The organism is Achromobacter sp. UBA2119, assembly GCF_002331005.1.
GTDB lineage: Bacteria > Pseudomonadota > Gammaproteobacteria > Burkholderiales > Burkholderiaceae_B > Achromobacter > Achromobacter animicus.
On sequence record NZ_DCYD01000009.1, the window covers coordinates 756,504 to 770,788 of the forward strand.

14 protein-coding genes and 1 pseudogene are annotated in these 14,285 nt (G+C 62.5%); 5 read left to right on the forward strand and 10 right to left on the reverse strand.

Annotated elements, in window-relative coordinates:
• From copC to B3098_RS08705, 6 genes are all read right to left on the reverse strand, one after another.
• A complete protein-coding gene (gene copC, locus B3098_RS08680; protein WP_008063308.1) occupies positions 1-387 on the reverse strand; it encodes a copper homeostasis periplasmic binding protein CopC in 387 nt (128 codons plus the stop codon).
• A 141-nt stretch (positions 388-528) separates the two neighbouring features.
• Positions 529-2,835, reverse strand: a complete 2,307-nt coding sequence (locus tag B3098_RS08685; RefSeq protein WP_013391824.1) for a heavy metal translocating P-type ATPase — start codon at positions 2,833-2,835, stop codon at positions 529-531.
• Positions 2,836-3,122: 287 nt separating this feature from the next.
• Positions 3,123-3,395, reverse strand: coding sequence for a DUF2933 domain-containing protein (locus B3098_RS08690; RefSeq protein WP_013391823.1), 273 nt, complete (start codon positions 3,393-3,395; stop codon positions 3,123-3,125).
• Positions 3,396-3,428: 33 nt separating this feature from the next.
• Positions 3,429-3,914, reverse strand: coding sequence for a DUF411 domain-containing protein (locus B3098_RS08695; protein WP_013391822.1), 486 nt, complete (start codon positions 3,912-3,914; stop codon positions 3,429-3,431).
• A gap of 37 nt (positions 3,915-3,951) precedes the next feature.
• Positions 3,952-4,932 carry a copper resistance protein B gene (locus B3098_RS08700; RefSeq protein ID WP_013391821.1) on the reverse strand — a complete coding sequence of 327 codons (981 nt, stop codon included), beginning with the start codon at positions 4,930-4,932 and terminating at the stop codon, positions 3,952-3,954.
• A 25-nt stretch (positions 4,933-4,957) separates the two neighbouring features.
• Positions 4,958-6,871, reverse strand: coding sequence for a copper resistance system multicopper oxidase (locus B3098_RS08705; RefSeq protein WP_197638379.1), 1,914 nt, complete (start codon positions 6,869-6,871; stop codon positions 4,958-4,960).
• Positions 6,872-7,124: 253 nt separating this feature from the next.
• Here B3098_RS08705 and B3098_RS08710 point away from each other — a divergent pair, with 253 nt between their 5' ends.
• Both B3098_RS08710 and B3098_RS08715 read left to right on the forward strand, forming a co-directional pair.
• Positions 7,125-7,817, forward strand: a complete 693-nt coding sequence (locus B3098_RS08710) for a heavy metal response regulator transcription factor (RefSeq protein WP_003097513.1) — start codon at positions 7,125-7,127, stop codon at positions 7,815-7,817.
• Positions 7,789-9,225: a heavy metal sensor histidine kinase gene (locus B3098_RS08715; protein ID WP_013391818.1), complete on the forward strand. Its 1,437-nt coding sequence runs from the start codon at positions 7,789-7,791 to the stop codon at positions 9,223-9,225. The genes B3098_RS08710 and B3098_RS08715 overlap by 29 nt, the downstream gene beginning before the upstream one ends.
• On the opposite strand, the gene B3098_RS08720 is transcribed toward B3098_RS08715, so the two are convergent.
• Genes B3098_RS08720 through mobH form a run of 3 tightly spaced genes read right to left on the reverse strand, consistent with a single transcriptional unit; the run spans position 9,185 to position 11,574 of the window.
• Complete coding sequence (locus B3098_RS08720) at positions 9,185-9,442, reverse strand: heavy-metal-associated domain-containing protein (protein WP_013391817.1); 258 nt, start codon at positions 9,440-9,442, stop codon at positions 9,185-9,187. The genes B3098_RS08715 and B3098_RS08720 overlap by 41 nt on opposite strands.
• Positions 9,443-9,475: 33 nt before the next feature.
• Positions 9,476-9,700 (reverse strand): hypothetical protein, encoded by a 225-nt coding sequence (locus B3098_RS08725; RefSeq protein ID WP_034012201.1) that lies wholly within the window; start codon positions 9,698-9,700, stop codon positions 9,476-9,478.
• Positions 9,697-11,574 carry a MobH family relaxase gene (gene mobH, locus B3098_RS08730; RefSeq protein WP_016445100.1) on the reverse strand — a complete coding sequence of 626 codons (1,878 nt, stop codon included), beginning with the start codon at positions 11,572-11,574 and terminating at the stop codon, positions 9,697-9,699. The genes B3098_RS08725 and mobH overlap by 4 nt, the downstream gene beginning before the upstream one ends.
• Before the next feature lie 299 nt (positions 11,575-11,873).
• Between mobH and B3098_RS08735 the strand changes: the two genes are divergently transcribed.
• The 3 genes from B3098_RS08735 to B3098_RS08745 are packed head-to-tail and all read left to right on the forward strand — an operon-like array spanning position 11,874 to position 13,053.
• A complete protein-coding gene (locus tag B3098_RS08735; protein ID WP_013391814.1) occupies positions 11,874-12,191 on the forward strand; it encodes a type II toxin-antitoxin system PrlF family antitoxin in 318 nt (105 codons plus the stop codon).
• The gene (locus B3098_RS08740; protein WP_013391813.1) at positions 12,191-12,649 is read left to right on the forward strand and encodes a type II toxin-antitoxin system YhaV family toxin; all 459 of its coding nucleotides are present in this window, start codon (positions 12,191-12,193) and stop codon (positions 12,647-12,649) included. The genes B3098_RS08735 and B3098_RS08740 overlap by 1 nt, the downstream gene beginning before the upstream one ends.
• A 26-nt stretch (positions 12,650-12,675) precedes the next feature.
• Complete coding sequence (locus B3098_RS08745) at positions 12,676-13,053, forward strand: DUF3742 family protein (RefSeq protein WP_286894548.1); 378 nt, start codon at positions 12,676-12,678, stop codon at positions 13,051-13,053.
• A 15-nt stretch (positions 13,054-13,068) separates the two neighbouring features.
• Here B3098_RS08745 and B3098_RS08750 read toward each other — a convergent pair.
• Positions 13,069-14,274, reverse strand: a pseudogene (locus tag B3098_RS08750) (conjugal transfer protein TraG N-terminal domain-containing protein); the annotation flags it as partial.
• Positions 14,275-14,285 lie beyond the last annotated feature (11 nt).

The following is a 14,285-nucleotide window of genomic DNA, read 5'->3' on the forward strand; positions in this document are numbered from 1 at the left end:
TTACTTCACCTTGAAGGTGACGTTACCCGTGATCGGATGCGTGTCCGAGGAGACGGCACGCCATTCGACGCGATAGTCGCCGGGCTGGAGCGCCTGTGCTGGCGTGATGACCATGGTCTTGCCGTCGCCGGCACCCGCGACGCTGGCGTTGATCTTCATCGGGCCATGGCTCGCCATTCCCGGCATGCCAGTCATGACAAGGCTCGCGGCGGAGAACTGCGGCACCAGCGTTTCGGAGAACTTCAGCTCGATGGTGGCTGGCGCGGAAACCTGCGACTTGTCGGCTGGCGTTGAAGACACCAGCGAAGGATGCGCGAATGCGGCGGTGGCGAACAGACCAGCAGCGATCGGCGCGACGAGCTTGGCGATGAAATGTGAACGGGTCATAGAGATTTCTACCTTGATGTGTGAGGAGTGGTTTAAGAACGAAGTGCCGAGATAAGGCTTGCACCTTCGCAACGGCGTGGAACGAAAGAAACGGTTCGCTGGGCGATAGCAGGCTCCTGTAGGTTCAGAAAGAAAATCCGGTCACAGTCGGCTCGCTCTCAGGCGCAAGGCGTTGCCAACGACCGACGCCGAACTCAGGCTCATCGCCAATGCTGCGATCAGCGGCGACAGCAGCCAGCCCGTGAGGGGATAGAGAACCCCGGCGGCGATGGGGATGCCCAGCGCGTTGTAGAGGAAGGCGAACATGAGGTTCTGCTTCATGTTGCGCACGGTACTCACCGAGAGCGTGCGAGCGACAGCGATGCCACGCAGGTCGCCCTTGACCAGCGTGACCTGGGCGCTGTTCATCGCCACGTCGGTCCCCGTTCCCATGGCGATGCCCACGTCTGCCTTCGCCAAGGCCGGCGCGTCGTTGATGCCGTCTCCGGCCATGGCGACGATGCGTCCTTCTTTCTGCAGCCGCTCGATCAACATGAGCTTGTCCGCCGGCTTGACCTCACCATGCACCTCGTCGATGCCTAGGCGTGCACCGACGGCTTTGGCGGTGGTCTGCCCGTCCCCGGTGGCCATGATGACCCGCAGGCCCGCAGCCTTCAACGCGGCCAGGGCCTCGGGGGTGCTGCCCTTGACCGGATCGGATACGGCGAGCAAGCCCGCGAGCTGCCCGTCCACAGCCAAGTACATGACGCTTGCCCCTTCGCCGCGCAGAGCTTCGGCCTGGGGTACGAGCGGTTCCACCGATACGCCAGACTGTTCCATCAGCACTGTGTTGCCCAACGCGAGTTGCCGGTGCTCAACCTTTCCGCGCACGCCGATGCCGGTTCCCGATTCAAAGCTCTGAGGCTTCACGAGTTGGAGGCCCTGGGCACGCGCGGCCTGCACGATGGCGTCGGCCAGGGGGTGTTCACTGCCCTGGTCCAGGCTGGCCGCAAGACGCAGCACCTCATCGTTCGTAAAGCCGGGTGCTGCGACGACCTGATCGAAAGCAGGTCGGCCTTCGGTCAGGGTTCCTGTCTTGTCGATGACGAGGGTATCGACCTTGCGAAGATTCTCGATCGCCGCGGCATCGCGGAATAGCACGCCCTGCGTGGCGCCACGGCCCGTTGCGACCATGATCGACATCGGCGTGGCCAGACCCAGCGCGCACGGGCAGGCGATGATCAGAACGGCCACCGCATTGATGAGTCCATAGACCCAGGTGGGCTGCGGCCCGAAGAATCCCCATACAAAGAGCGTCGTGACCGCAATGGCAACGACGGCCATCACGAAGTAGCCGGCAACGACATCGGCCATGCGTTGCATCGGCGCCTTGGAACGCTGCGCCTGGGCGACCATCTGGACGATCTGCGACAGAACGGTGTCCGAGCCGATCCGCTCCGAACGCATGACCAGCGCGCCGCTGGTGTTGAGTGTGGCCCCGATGACCTTGTCGCCCGCGCGCTTGCTTACGGGCAGCGGTTCGCCGGTCAGCATGGATTCGTCAATCGAGCTGCTGCCCTCGTGCACGATGCCATCCACCGGCACCTTCTCGCCGGGTCGGATGCGCAGCAGATCGCCGACGTGCACATGGCTGAGCGGCACGTCTTCCTCGCTGCCGTCCGCATTGATGCGCCGCGCGGTCTTGGGCGCCAGCCCCAGCAGCGACTTGATGGCCGCCGAAGTCTGGGAGCGCGCCTTGAGTTCCAGCACCTGGCCGAGCAGTGTCAGCGAGATGATGACGGCGGCGGCCTCGAAATACACGCCGACCCGTCCCATGGACATGAAGGAAGCTGGAAACACTTCCGGCGCAACGGTTGCCACGACGCTGTAGATGAATGCCGCACCCGTTCCCAGGCCGATCAGTGTCCACATGTTCGGGCTGCGGTTGACCACGGACAGCCAGCCGCGGGAGAAGAAGGGCCAGCCGGCCCACAGCACGATCGGCAACGACAGCACCAACTCGACCCAGCTCTGTGTAGCCATGTCCATCAGGTGTAGCCGCTCGCCCAGCATCGCCAGCGCCAGGACCACGAGCGTCAACGGCAAGGTCCACCAGAAGCGACGCGAGAAGTCACGCAACTCCGGGTTGTCGTCGTCGAGGTCGGGCAGCAGAGGCTCCAGCGTCATCCCGCACTTGGGGCAGATTCCCGGATGATCCTGGCGGATCTCCGGGTGCATCGGGCAGGTGTAGATTGTTCCGGGTGCGGTTGGCGATGCCGCCGGGGCCGGTGAAATCGCGGTGCTGGCATGGTGATGCGGTGCATGGCCGCTGCCTGTGCCTATGCCCGCGCCACCGCTGGCATATCGCGCCGGATCGGCGTCGAATTTGGCCTTGCATCCGGTGCTGCAAAACAGGTACGTGTTCCCCAAGTGCGTGGAGCGGTGCTCCGACGCCGCCGTGACCGCCATCCCACACACCGGATCTCGTGTCGAGGCATCGGGCTGCGAGTGGCTTGAGGGCCCGCCCGCATCGTCACTTCCAGCATGGCTGGCGTGATGGTGGTGGGTATGCGTGCCGGACGTTGTGGCACCCGCCGCCATGCCTGCGTGCTCATGTCCTGAAGACTTGCTGGGTGAATTCATAGTGACAAGTGCCCTCCGCCGTTAACCGTTGGTGTCTGGTGATCGCAGCAGGCCGCACGCGCGCAAGGAGACAAGCGCGGCGTCGCGTGCTCGCACGGTGCGAGTGCCTCGACTCATTGCTTCTGCTCCTTGGAGGCTGCGGCACCTTCCTCACCCTGACGCGCGGCATGATCGTGTCCGCCGTGGCCGTGACCACGGTGCATGAACAGGTGCATCAGCGGACAAGCCGCCAGCAGCAGGAAGGGGAGATAGCCGGCAACATGTGCCGTGTGCTCCTTGAGCAGGAAATACGCGGCGACAGCGGCGATGATGAGGAACGCCACGCCGTAGCGCGATCGCCAGAACCGGGGACGATCGCTGGGGGTATGTGTGTGCTGATGCTGCATGGCATATCTCCACGGAGAAGGGTTGATGGATGGTCAGCGATGCGACTGATAGACCGTGCTGCTACCGTTTTTCCCGATCAGCAGCACGTCGTAGGCGTCCTTGCGTCCACCATAGGCCGGACCATCCATGCCGGGCGAACCGACCGGCATGCCGGGCGCCGCAAGGCCGATGGCCTGCGGGGCTTCGCGCAGCAAGCGTTGAATGTCCGAGGCAGGCACATGACCCTCGATGGCATAGCTGCCGATCTGCGCCGTGTGGCACGAACCGTACTTCTGCGGGATGCCCAGCCGCGTGCGCGCTGCCGTGTTCCCGGTGTCGAGAACCTGCACATCGAAGCCTGCGCCTTGCAGGTGTGAGACCCAGTCCTTGCAGCATCCGCAGCTCGGGTCCTTCCAGACCTTGGCAATCGGTCGGCTCTGCGCCAGGCTCGGTCCTGCGAGTGCCATCACCAACAAGCCAGCGATCAATGCCTGGCGTCTCGGCACTTTGCCCTGGCTTCTGTCGTAGTGCATGTTCATAGATTGCCTCTCATCAGATGATCAAACCCGCTAGGTTCTAGAACCAGAATCGCACGCCAGCCACCCAGCGCGTCTGCTGCGCGCGGCCGCCTTCGGCACGCACATAGTCCGCGGTGCGTCCGAAGCTGCCCGCCCGTTCCACGCCGATATAGGGGGCGAACTGGCGACTGAATTCATAGCGCAGGCGCAAGCCAGCAGACGCTTCGGCCAAGCCCTTGCCGATACCGCGTTCCGGGTCGTCCTTGCCATAGAACTGCAACTCGGCGCGAGGCTCCAGAATCAGTCGCTGGGTCAGCAGCAGCTCGTAGCTGCCTTCGACACGCAGCGCCGTACGTCCGCCACTTCCCACGTAGCCCGTCGCCTCCAGCTCGAACCAGTAGGGGGCGAGGCCCTGGATGCCGAAAGCCAACCATTGACGGCTCGGGCCTTCGCCGTTATCCACCCGAATGCCGAGCTGGGTGTCCCAGTACGGTGCGACGGCGTGCCCCCAGAGAAGCTCGGTACGCGATTCTTCGAGCTTTCCTTTGGCGATATCGCCTTCGGCCTTCACGACGGCCTTGTTGTAGGTCGTCCCATACCACGCCTGGAGGTCGTAGGCCGTGGAATCGTCCCCTTTGCGCGTGAAGCGGCGTTCCAGGGTTTCGCCGCGCAACGAGAAGAACCTGTGTTCGTCGGCCAGCATCAGCCGCGGCACACCGGGTACGGCGTAGTCGCCCGATCCCAATGTCAGGCCATTGGAGTAGCCATGCGGATCGCGGGCGTCAGGAGGCGCCGACCCGCCCTGCATCTGCATGTTGCCGTGATCCATGGCCGGGGCCGCGGTCGAGCCGCTCGCCGACGCCGCGTGACCCGCGTGCGGGTCGGCGGCAGGAGCCACGGTCTGAGTGGATGGCGCGGCCGTTTGAGAGTCGGCCTGGCCGTGCGCAGCATGGTCGTTCTGTGCTTGTGCCTGTGCGGCGACGCTTACCAGGGCCAGTAGCGTCGTGGCCAGTGCGCGAGTGGGGAGTGCTTTGGACATTCTTGGTCTTCCTTGTGCGCTGGGTTCAAGACACCACGACTTCGCGGAACATGCCGGCATCCATGTGGAACATCAGGTGGCAGTGCCACGCCCAGCGGCCGAGCGCGTCGGCTGTCACCAGGAAGCTGATGCGTTGTGCCGGCTGCACCGGCAGGGTGTGGCGGCGCGCAAGGAAGCGACCGTCGGGGCTTTCCAGCTCGCTCCACATGCCGTGCAGGTGCATGGGATGGGTCATCATGGTGTCGTTGTGCAGAATGACCCGCAGCCGCTCGCCGTGTTTGAAGTGCACCGGCGTGGACTTTCCGAACTCCAGCCCGTCCAGGGACCATGCGTAGCGTTCCATGTTGCCCGTGAGGTGCAATTCGACCTCCCGGCCAGGGCCTCTCTTGTCCAGCGGCCCCGACGGGGTATGCAGATCCGCGAGGGTCAACACGCGCCGACCGTTGTTGCGCAGTCCAATGCCGGGGTCATCGAGGTTGGTGCGCGCCATGTCAACGCGCATGTCCGTGCTGGCACCATACTCGGTGCGAGCGTGGCGGGCAGTAGTGCTGGGCACGGCCAGTCCCCCCGCAGCCGCGGCGTGTTGGCTGTGATCCATCGCCATGCCACCGTGGTTCATGCCAGCCATCGCCCCATGATCCATCCCGGACATCGAACCCGAGCCCATCCCGGTCATCCCGGTCATCCCGGTCATCCCGGTCATGCCCGTCATGCCCGTCATGCCCGTCATCCCGGTCATCTCCATGGCCTGGCCGGACCCGCCATGGTCCATGCCCCCCATCATGCCGCCCATCATGTCGTTCATGGTCAGCCATTCGACCGGATCGAGGGCAGGCACGGGAGCTTGAAGACCTTCACGCACGGCCAGCGTGGCACGCGCGTAGCCTGTCCGGTCCATCGCCTGGGCGAAGATCGTGTAAGCGTCATCCCGTGGCTGGACGATCACATCGACGGTTTCGCCCGGACCGAATCGGAACTCATCGACCGTCACCGGCTCCACGTCAACACCATCGACGTGCACCACCGTGAGTTTCAGTCCGGGAATGCGTACGTCGTAGAAGGTGTTGCCCGCACCGTTGACCATGCGCAGCCGCACGCGCTCCCCCGGTCGGAACAACGCCGTCCAATTGCCGGCGGGGGTGACGCCGTTGGCCAGATAGGTCAGCGTGGCGGCGGACAGATCGGCGAGATCCGTCGGATTCATCCGCATCTCGTTCCACATCTTGCGCTTGTCGATCGCAGCGGCCATGCCGTCGCGCGAGGCGTCCCGGAAGAAGTCGAAGACGGTAGGTTGGTTGTAGTTGTAGTAGTCGCTTTGGGACTTGAGCTTGGTGAACACCCGCATCGGGTCTTCGTCGGTCCAATCCGAGAACAGCAGCACGTGGTCACGGTCGGCGCGGATGGTCTCGGCGCCAGCGGGGTCGATGATGATCGCCCCGTACATGCCCGTGAGTTCCTGGAAGCCGGAGTGCGAGTGGTACCAGTAGGAGCCGCTTTGCTGAACCTTGAAGCGGTACGTGAAGGTCTCGCCGGGAGCGATGCCTTTGAAGCTAATGCCCGGCACGCCATCCATCTGATACGGCAGGATGATCCCGTGCCAGTGGATGGATGTGGCTTCACGCAGCTTGTTGGTCACACGGATTGTGACGGTGTCACCCTCGCGCCAACGCAATGTCGGTGCCGGCAGCGAGCCGTTGATGGTCGTAGCCACGCCTGGCTTGCCCGTGAAGTTCACGGGCGATTCGGCGATCACCAAGTCGAACTCGGTGCCTTTTAGCACAGGGGCGGCACCGCGCGTCGCGGAGCCTTGCTGGGCAAATGCCTTGAACGCCGGCGTGGACAGCCCAGCGAGAACGCCGCCGGCGGCTAACCCTTGGACGAAACGCCGACGAGAAAGGCCCTGTGGGGGCACGATAAAAAAGGGTGAACGAGGCGGCATGGCCTGAAATCCTCCATAGATGACTCGGAAGTCGTTCTAAACGCCACCCCATCCTGAGCGGCACAGTTCGACGCAATGCAGGTCATGCTATGGGTTGGGCACTTTCCACCGAATGACCCTTGAATTACATTCATGTAATGTTCGTGTCATGTTCGTGGAAGCTGGCAACCAGTAAATTGCTGATTGAAGTGGATGAATGCGTACATCGTGAGCGGCTATTTTTCTGCGCCGCAGCGATTTCATGGGACATGCGATGAAACTGCTGGTCGTTGAAGACGAGAACAAGACGGCGGATTACGTCCGCCAAGGTCTCATGGAGGCGGGATTCGTAGTGGATCTGGCGCGCAACGGATTGGACGGACACCACCTGGCCATGGGCGAGACATACGATCTGGTGGTCTTGGATGTCATGCTGCCGGATGTCGATGGCTGGCGCATCGTGCGTGCCCTTCGAGATGCCGGTAAACAGGTCCCTGTACTCTTTCTGACGGCGCGTGGCGGTGTGGACGACCGTGTCAAGGGATTGGAACTGGGAGCGGACGACTACCTCGTCAAGCCATTCGCCTTCTCTGAGTTGCTGGCGCGGGTGCGGACGCTGCTGCGACGCGGAAGCGCTCCGAGCCAGCCTGATCGCATCCAGGTTGCCGATTTGGTACTGGACTTGGCGCGCCGACGTGCAACGCGCGCTGGCCAACGCATCAATCTCACCAGCAAGGAGTTCGCGTTGCTTGAGCTCCTGGCCCGTCGCCAGGGGGAAGTCCTTCCACGTTCTCTGATCGCGTCGCAGGTATGGGACATGAATTTCGACAGCGACAGCAACGTCATCGATGTAGCCATCCGCCGCCTACGCGCGAAGATAGACGATGCGTTCAATCCGAAGCTCATCCACACCGTGCGTGGAATGGGATACACGCTCGATGCGCCCGATGATGCCCCTGCGCCATAAGCCGCGGCAAAGCCGTCCAGCGTCGCTTGCATTGAGGGTCACGGCCCTGGTTGGTATCGCCACGACCTTGGTGTTTCTTGTGTTCAACTGGGTCATTCTCCGGTCGTTGGAGCACCACTTTGCTCAACAGGATGCCCACGAACTGGAGGCAGTGACAGCCGCTTTGGCTCAGCCCTTGCACCAGCTTGCAAGTGACATCGCAAGCGACGAACTGAAGCAACACTTGGCCAACGCAGTCGCAGGACATCATGGGATGACGTACGGCGTCTACGATGGGTCTGGCAATAGCATCTATGCCACGCCCGGTCCTGACCTGTCGAAACTTGACAGTAACAAAAAGTTGGTGAACCGCATCACCGCTGACGATTTGATCGTGTGGCACGAGGATCAGAGGTCATATCGAGGTGTGGTGGTACAACTGCCTGCTGACGATTCAGCGGCGTCCGGCTACCGCATCGTCGCCGCCATGGACATCGGCTTTCATCTCGACTTCCTGGCGGAGTTCAAGCGCATGCTTTGGTGGGCAACCGGCTTGGTCATGTGTCTGGCGCTCGGTGTGGCTTGGCTGGCGGTGCAGTGGGGCCATCTGCCGATTCGCAAGGTCAATGAAGAGATTCGGGCGATTCGCTCTTCAAAGCTGGATGTGAGGTTGGATCCTCGGGATGTGCCGATCGAACTGGCGGAACTGGTATTTGCCTTCAACGATATGTTGGCGAGAATCGAGGAAGGCTTCACCCGGCTATCACACTTTTCCGCAGACATAGCGCACGAGTTGCGCACGCCCGTCACCAACCTGGTCACGCAGACTCACGTAGCGCTTGGCCAGCCGCGCAGCAACGAGGAATACAGAGAAATCCTCTATTCAAATTTGGAAGAGTTTGATCGGATGGGACGCATGATTGGAGACATGCTGTTTCTTGCCCAAACGGAAAATGATCCCCGCAACTTGCGCTTGTCTACAATTGATCTGTCCGAATTGGTGCGGAGTCTGTTCGACTATTTCGAGGCGCTGGCAGAAGATAGCGGCATTACGCTTGGCGTTAAAGGGGCGATCGGCAGCATAGCGGCGGATCGGGAAATGCTCACCCGGGCGCTGAACAATCTTCTCTCGAACGCAATTCGACACACTCCTCGCGGGAAGAGCATCACGGTCTTGCTCTCGCAGGATGAGCAGTGGACAACGATCAGTGTGGTCAATCCCGGTGAGAAAATTCCTGAGCCCGATCTACCAAAGCTCTTCAATCGATTCTACCGAGTTGATCCGGCACGGCAACGAAATACGGCGGGCGCCGGTCTTGGCCTTGCCATCGTGAAATCGATTGCGGAGGCGCATGGTGGTTCTGTTGCCGTGACCTCCAGCGAGCTTGTCACAAGATTTGACTTGGCACTGCCCCATCTGCGGCAGTAGTCCGGGTGAGCTTCGGTGCCGGATAGCCGCATTCGGAGATGCAATGGCGCAGATCCTTGACCCTGAGGCATCGCTCGTCGAGATGAATCGTTGCGCTTCCCGCAACATAGTTGGCATCCGCATTATGGACGCCGTGAAGATACAGCAGCTTGCGGCGCACTCCCTCACCGCTCAGGCTCGATACAAGCCCTCCGACTTCAACGTTGATCGACTTCATGAATGCTCTTTCCTGTTAGCTGTATTTGTGGTGTCAAGGAGCGAATCGGCCCGAGTCCAGACAGTCCTGCGAGAACTCGAAGACAATCTCCCGGTCGGGAGCGATGACCTTATGCTTCTTGCCGGCGTAGTGCAGCCCAGAGACGGGAGAGGCGCTGCCTTGTTCCATCATCGCTGCGCTCATCGGGCCTTTGGCTCTGTCTGAATAAAGGTGCGCTTTGGCGGCAATAGACTGCCCCGGCGAAATTGAGGAGGTCATGTTGACGCCCCTTGCTTTCCTGAAGTCTGTTCGCAGTGTCTGGTCTCACCCAACAGGGATAGATAGGGATTGCTCGGAGGCGTTTCCGAGAAAAGCAGGCTCGGATCTTCCAGAAGGTATCCATGCAGACGGCGGGATTTTCTAGGCCCGGTTACTTCACAGGTCCAGATGTTCAGGCCGTTCGGTTGCTTGCGATGCAGCTGCAGCCTCTCGAAGCGCTTTTGTATCCACTGCCAGTCTTGCTGGCTCTCCTGCTTGGCCAGCGCGCTGACTTGCGGATGCTCCTGCGCATAGCGCTGGAATACGCCGGGGCTGACCAGGTAGGCGGTGCCGCTCGCGGTATGCACGAGCGCTTTCGCGTCGTTGATGATGAGCCGGCGGGAAGCGATGCCTTGTTTCAGCCACGCCATGAAGTGCTCTCCGGATGGCGCTGTCGTGGGCTTGGGCGCTGGGGACGAACGCTGAGGTGCGGTCAAGGTCGTCGCTTCAGTACGCGCGGCAGACACCGGCTCCGAAGGTGCTTCAGCGTCCTGCCGGGTTGCGGGTGAATTCACCATGCCCACCATCGAAAGCATGTCTTCCATGGCGTCGGGCAGCGGTTCACCTTTCGCTGGACGAGAGGGGTTACCTCCCTCCCATGGCGGAACCTCTTGGCCCTCCGAGGCTGACTGCGCTCCGGCCGGCGGAGTAGTGGCTGACACATCGGGCCCTTTGTCCGTGGCCGCCGCGTCGATCGCCACTGTGCCGGCGAACAGCGCCGGCCTCTCGCTTGGCTCCCAGATCAGCGCGGGCCCGAGGCGCAACAGCGTGAACGAGTGACACCAGCCGGTGGAACTGGTCACGGTCGCGCGCCAGATCGCCTTGCCGTCGGGCGTCGGCTGCAACATGCCGTGATCCTGGAGGACGTTGAACACCGCGGTGTTGTTCGCAGGAATGCCGTCAACGCCTTGGGACAGCAGGTGCGCACGCAGTTTGTCCGATACCGTCTTGCTCACCAGCCACAGCGCGTCCTCGGTGAGCCAGCCATCGGAGGCTTCCGGCTGGTTCAGCTTCAACTGTTCCTTGAGCAGGTAGCGCAGCCCGTCGAGCAGCTTGCGTTGCAGCGCGTGCTTGGGAGCGGCCATGGCGCGCGCCGGATCGCCGCCCAGTTCCTGGGCCACGGAAGCGCGGTCGGCCTGCACGACCAGTTCGCCCAGCACACCGGCGTGCTCGTACTGGCCGGCCAGGACGTAGAGCAGCGGTCCCCACAGGTCGGGATAGCCACTGAGCCAGTCCAGGAGTTGGGTGTCCAACAGTTGGCGGTAGAGCAAGCCCGTCGCCGCGCTGTGCAGGTGGTATTCGCGATCGTCGCGGTAGCGGAAGCGGTACGGCTGGTGCAGCGGACCGTACCACGGGTGCCACAGCGAGCCATCGGCCAGTTCGACGTGCAGATCGACGGCGATCTTGCCGATGTCGTGCAACAACGCGGCATAGGCGACTGCAGCAGTCCAGGCCTCAGCCTGCGCAGCCTGGTCCTCGGGGCTTGCGCCGATGGGAAGCAGATGGGACTGCCGCAGCTTCAGACTGTAGGCGACGATTTCCAGGCCATGGTCCAGCATGCCGCCGGGGTAAGCGTGATGATGCGCCTCGGAAGCCGGGAAAGCCTGGACCAGCTCGGCGTAGCGTTCCAGTGGCGCCCGGTACAAGGTGGCGAACTGCTTACGTGAGAGCGACGTGCGCTGCCAGATGTGCTCCAGCAGCTTCTGCCGGCGCGGGGTGGCCAGCAGCGATGCGGCCGACTCGGGCCGCATCAACCCTTTCGGGAGGTCGGTGACCGATGGTGGCGTCGGAGCAGCAGCAACCGCGGGCCGTTTTCGCTGGAACAGAGAGAGCATGCGGGTGTCCTGTCGCGGGCCGAGCGGGGAGGCCTTTTTGCCTTTTCGGGATAGAGCCTTTCCCCTTGCACCCCATTCCCTTGCCATTTCGACCCTTTACAGCCTTTGGGTATAGGGCGACGGGTGCTGACCGTCCACCGCCAATGCGGGTTGCAGCAGGGCCGGATTGATGCAGGAAGGCTGGCTGTTCACGCCCTACGATGGGCCGATTCTTGGACTCGGAGAACGCCGTGAGGCTTCACGTTGACAAAGTAAGGAAATTTCCTTACCATGCGGGTATCGCAATCAGGAGAGCCGCCATGCCTGCCATCCACGAAGTTGCCACGCTGACCTCCAAAGGCCAGATCACGCTGCCCAAGCCCATCCGGCAGGCGCTCGGCGTCGATGCCGGTGGCAAGCTCGCGTTCGATCTGCGGGGCAGCGAAGTCGTCGTCACCCGCGTCGATGCCGAGCATGAGGACCCCGCCATCGGCGCATTCCTGAGCCTGCTGGCCCGCGACATCGAAGCTGGCCGGAACGTCCAGGGCCTGCCCGAGGATCTGGCCCGCGCCATGCTGGAGCATGCTGGCCACGGTCTGGACCTGGACGAGGAGATCGACGGGAAAGTGGAACTCTGATGCAACGGCATGGCTGGACGCTGCTCTTCCACGACTGCGTGATCGAGCAGTTGCAGAAACTGCATGCGACCGCGAGGCGCGCGCAGGAGAACGACCCGACGGGCTTCGAGTCCAATGCCAACGTCAAGCTCTTCCGGGCCTTGAGCCAGTTGATCTTGGATGTGGTGCCAGGCGATCCGGCACGCGACGAGTACCGCCAGGGCAACACCTTGGGACCTGCCCACCGCCACTGGCGAAGGGCCAAGATCGGACGGCGGTTCCGGCTGTTCTTCCGGTATGACTCGAAGGCGAAGGTCATCGTGTACGCCTGGGTCAACGATGAACAGACCCTGCGGTCTTCGGGTAGCAAATCGGACCCGTATGTCGTGTTCGAGAAGATGCTCGGGCGCGGGAACCCACCAGACGACTGGCATGCGCTGATACAGGCAAGCAAGCAGGATTGGAGCAAACTGGAATAGGCATCGCTCAATAGCAGGAGACGACCATGAACACCACGACACGCATCCGTACCGCAGAACGACTCGGCCGCACCTTGGGTCGCGGATGGCGTGCCTACGTGCGCGGCGAACGCCGGGCATCGAGCTGGTTGGTGTCAAAGGGGGGGGCGGCGGCCGGTGCCACCGCGCTCGTGTGGGTGGTCAAGCTGGTTGCGCTCGGGGTGCTGCTGTACACCACCTTCTGGCTGGCGGTGTTGCTACTGCTGGGCGTTGCGGCGGTATGGATGGCTGGCAATTCGGCTAGAGATGAAGACCGCTGGACGCAACAGGATGAATTGCGCAATGGCGAGGCGGGCTTTGGCCTGTATTCTTCCAATGGCCAGCGGCTCGACCCTCACAACCCGAACGATCCGTTCGATGACTGAGGTTTGGCCTGTTTGTCACAGAACCTTGCCGGCTACCTTGTTTACACCTGACCCGGCGCTATCACGCGCTTCCTTGGAGCCGACAGCAAGGTTCTGAGCAATCACCCCAGCCTTAACTCCGACCCACCCCAAAGCAGCGACCCAAAACGTCGGCAGGACCAGAAACATCGTGCCTGTGACGAACATCAGGAGCATGTCGCCGAAGGCGTTGTTCAGCCCCACCAGCGGGTCGAAGTTGGTGTGCGGCCGGTTCCAGCCGAACCCCCAGCCATAAAGTGCGTCCAGGATCGTCGAATCGATCCAGCGCGCAAGCTGAAACCAGAAATCCGTGAAGAACAGCGCGAACTGCACGACGCTGACCGTGACGACCGTCTTCAAGTCATAGGTGCCCACGACCAGCACGAGCGGGATGCAGATTACCAATGCCATCTTGAGCAAGGCGAGCACCATCGGCAGCGCCTGCCGCACGACGTCCATCGCGGGAAACGAGGCAATCGCGCCAACTGCCATTCCAACGTCTCCCGTAGCCCGCGTCACGATGTTTGGCAAGGTCTTGTCGATCTGGCCGCCGTAGTCGGTATAGACGCTGCCTTGGTTCAGCTTCTGCTGCCGCGGTGACGCGATCGCGCGGATCACCGAATTGTCCACCTCGGCCCGGCTCAGGAAGCCAGCCCAGCCCGCCAGGCGATTGAGCAGGCTCGGGTCCACCTGTCCCAGCAGCCGTGCCCGCAGGCCATTGCTGCCATCAGCCCACCATTGCCTGCAGGTCGGGTAGCCACCGCCACTGGATACCTGGGCCAGCCCAGCGTCGCGGTTGCTGTCATAGGGCCAGTCATCGCGCGGCGTGCTGGAGCGATACGTGTCGTAGTACCCGTTCGTGTCGGTGAAGAACCGCGATCCGATCCAGGTCACGTCGTGCATCTGCTGCTCATCAAGTTGAGGGCGCTGCATGAACAATTTGGCCCGTGCAGGCCCATAGCAATCCCGAGAGAAATCCGCTACTTCCTGAGCCAGCACCGGATCATCGATGCGCGTGGCGTCGATCTCCATGCGCATCTGCCGCAGGTCCGTGCCGCACGGGATTGCCGCCACCGAAGCGCCCGTGACGGCGCGCGAGAGCGCGTGCATGAACGCCCACCACACCGGCACCTTCGCCGACTGGTTGTTGATGGTGCTGAAGGACTGCGACCAGCCGGTATCCGCGGGCTGCGCCACGCTGACCAGCGCAAGGG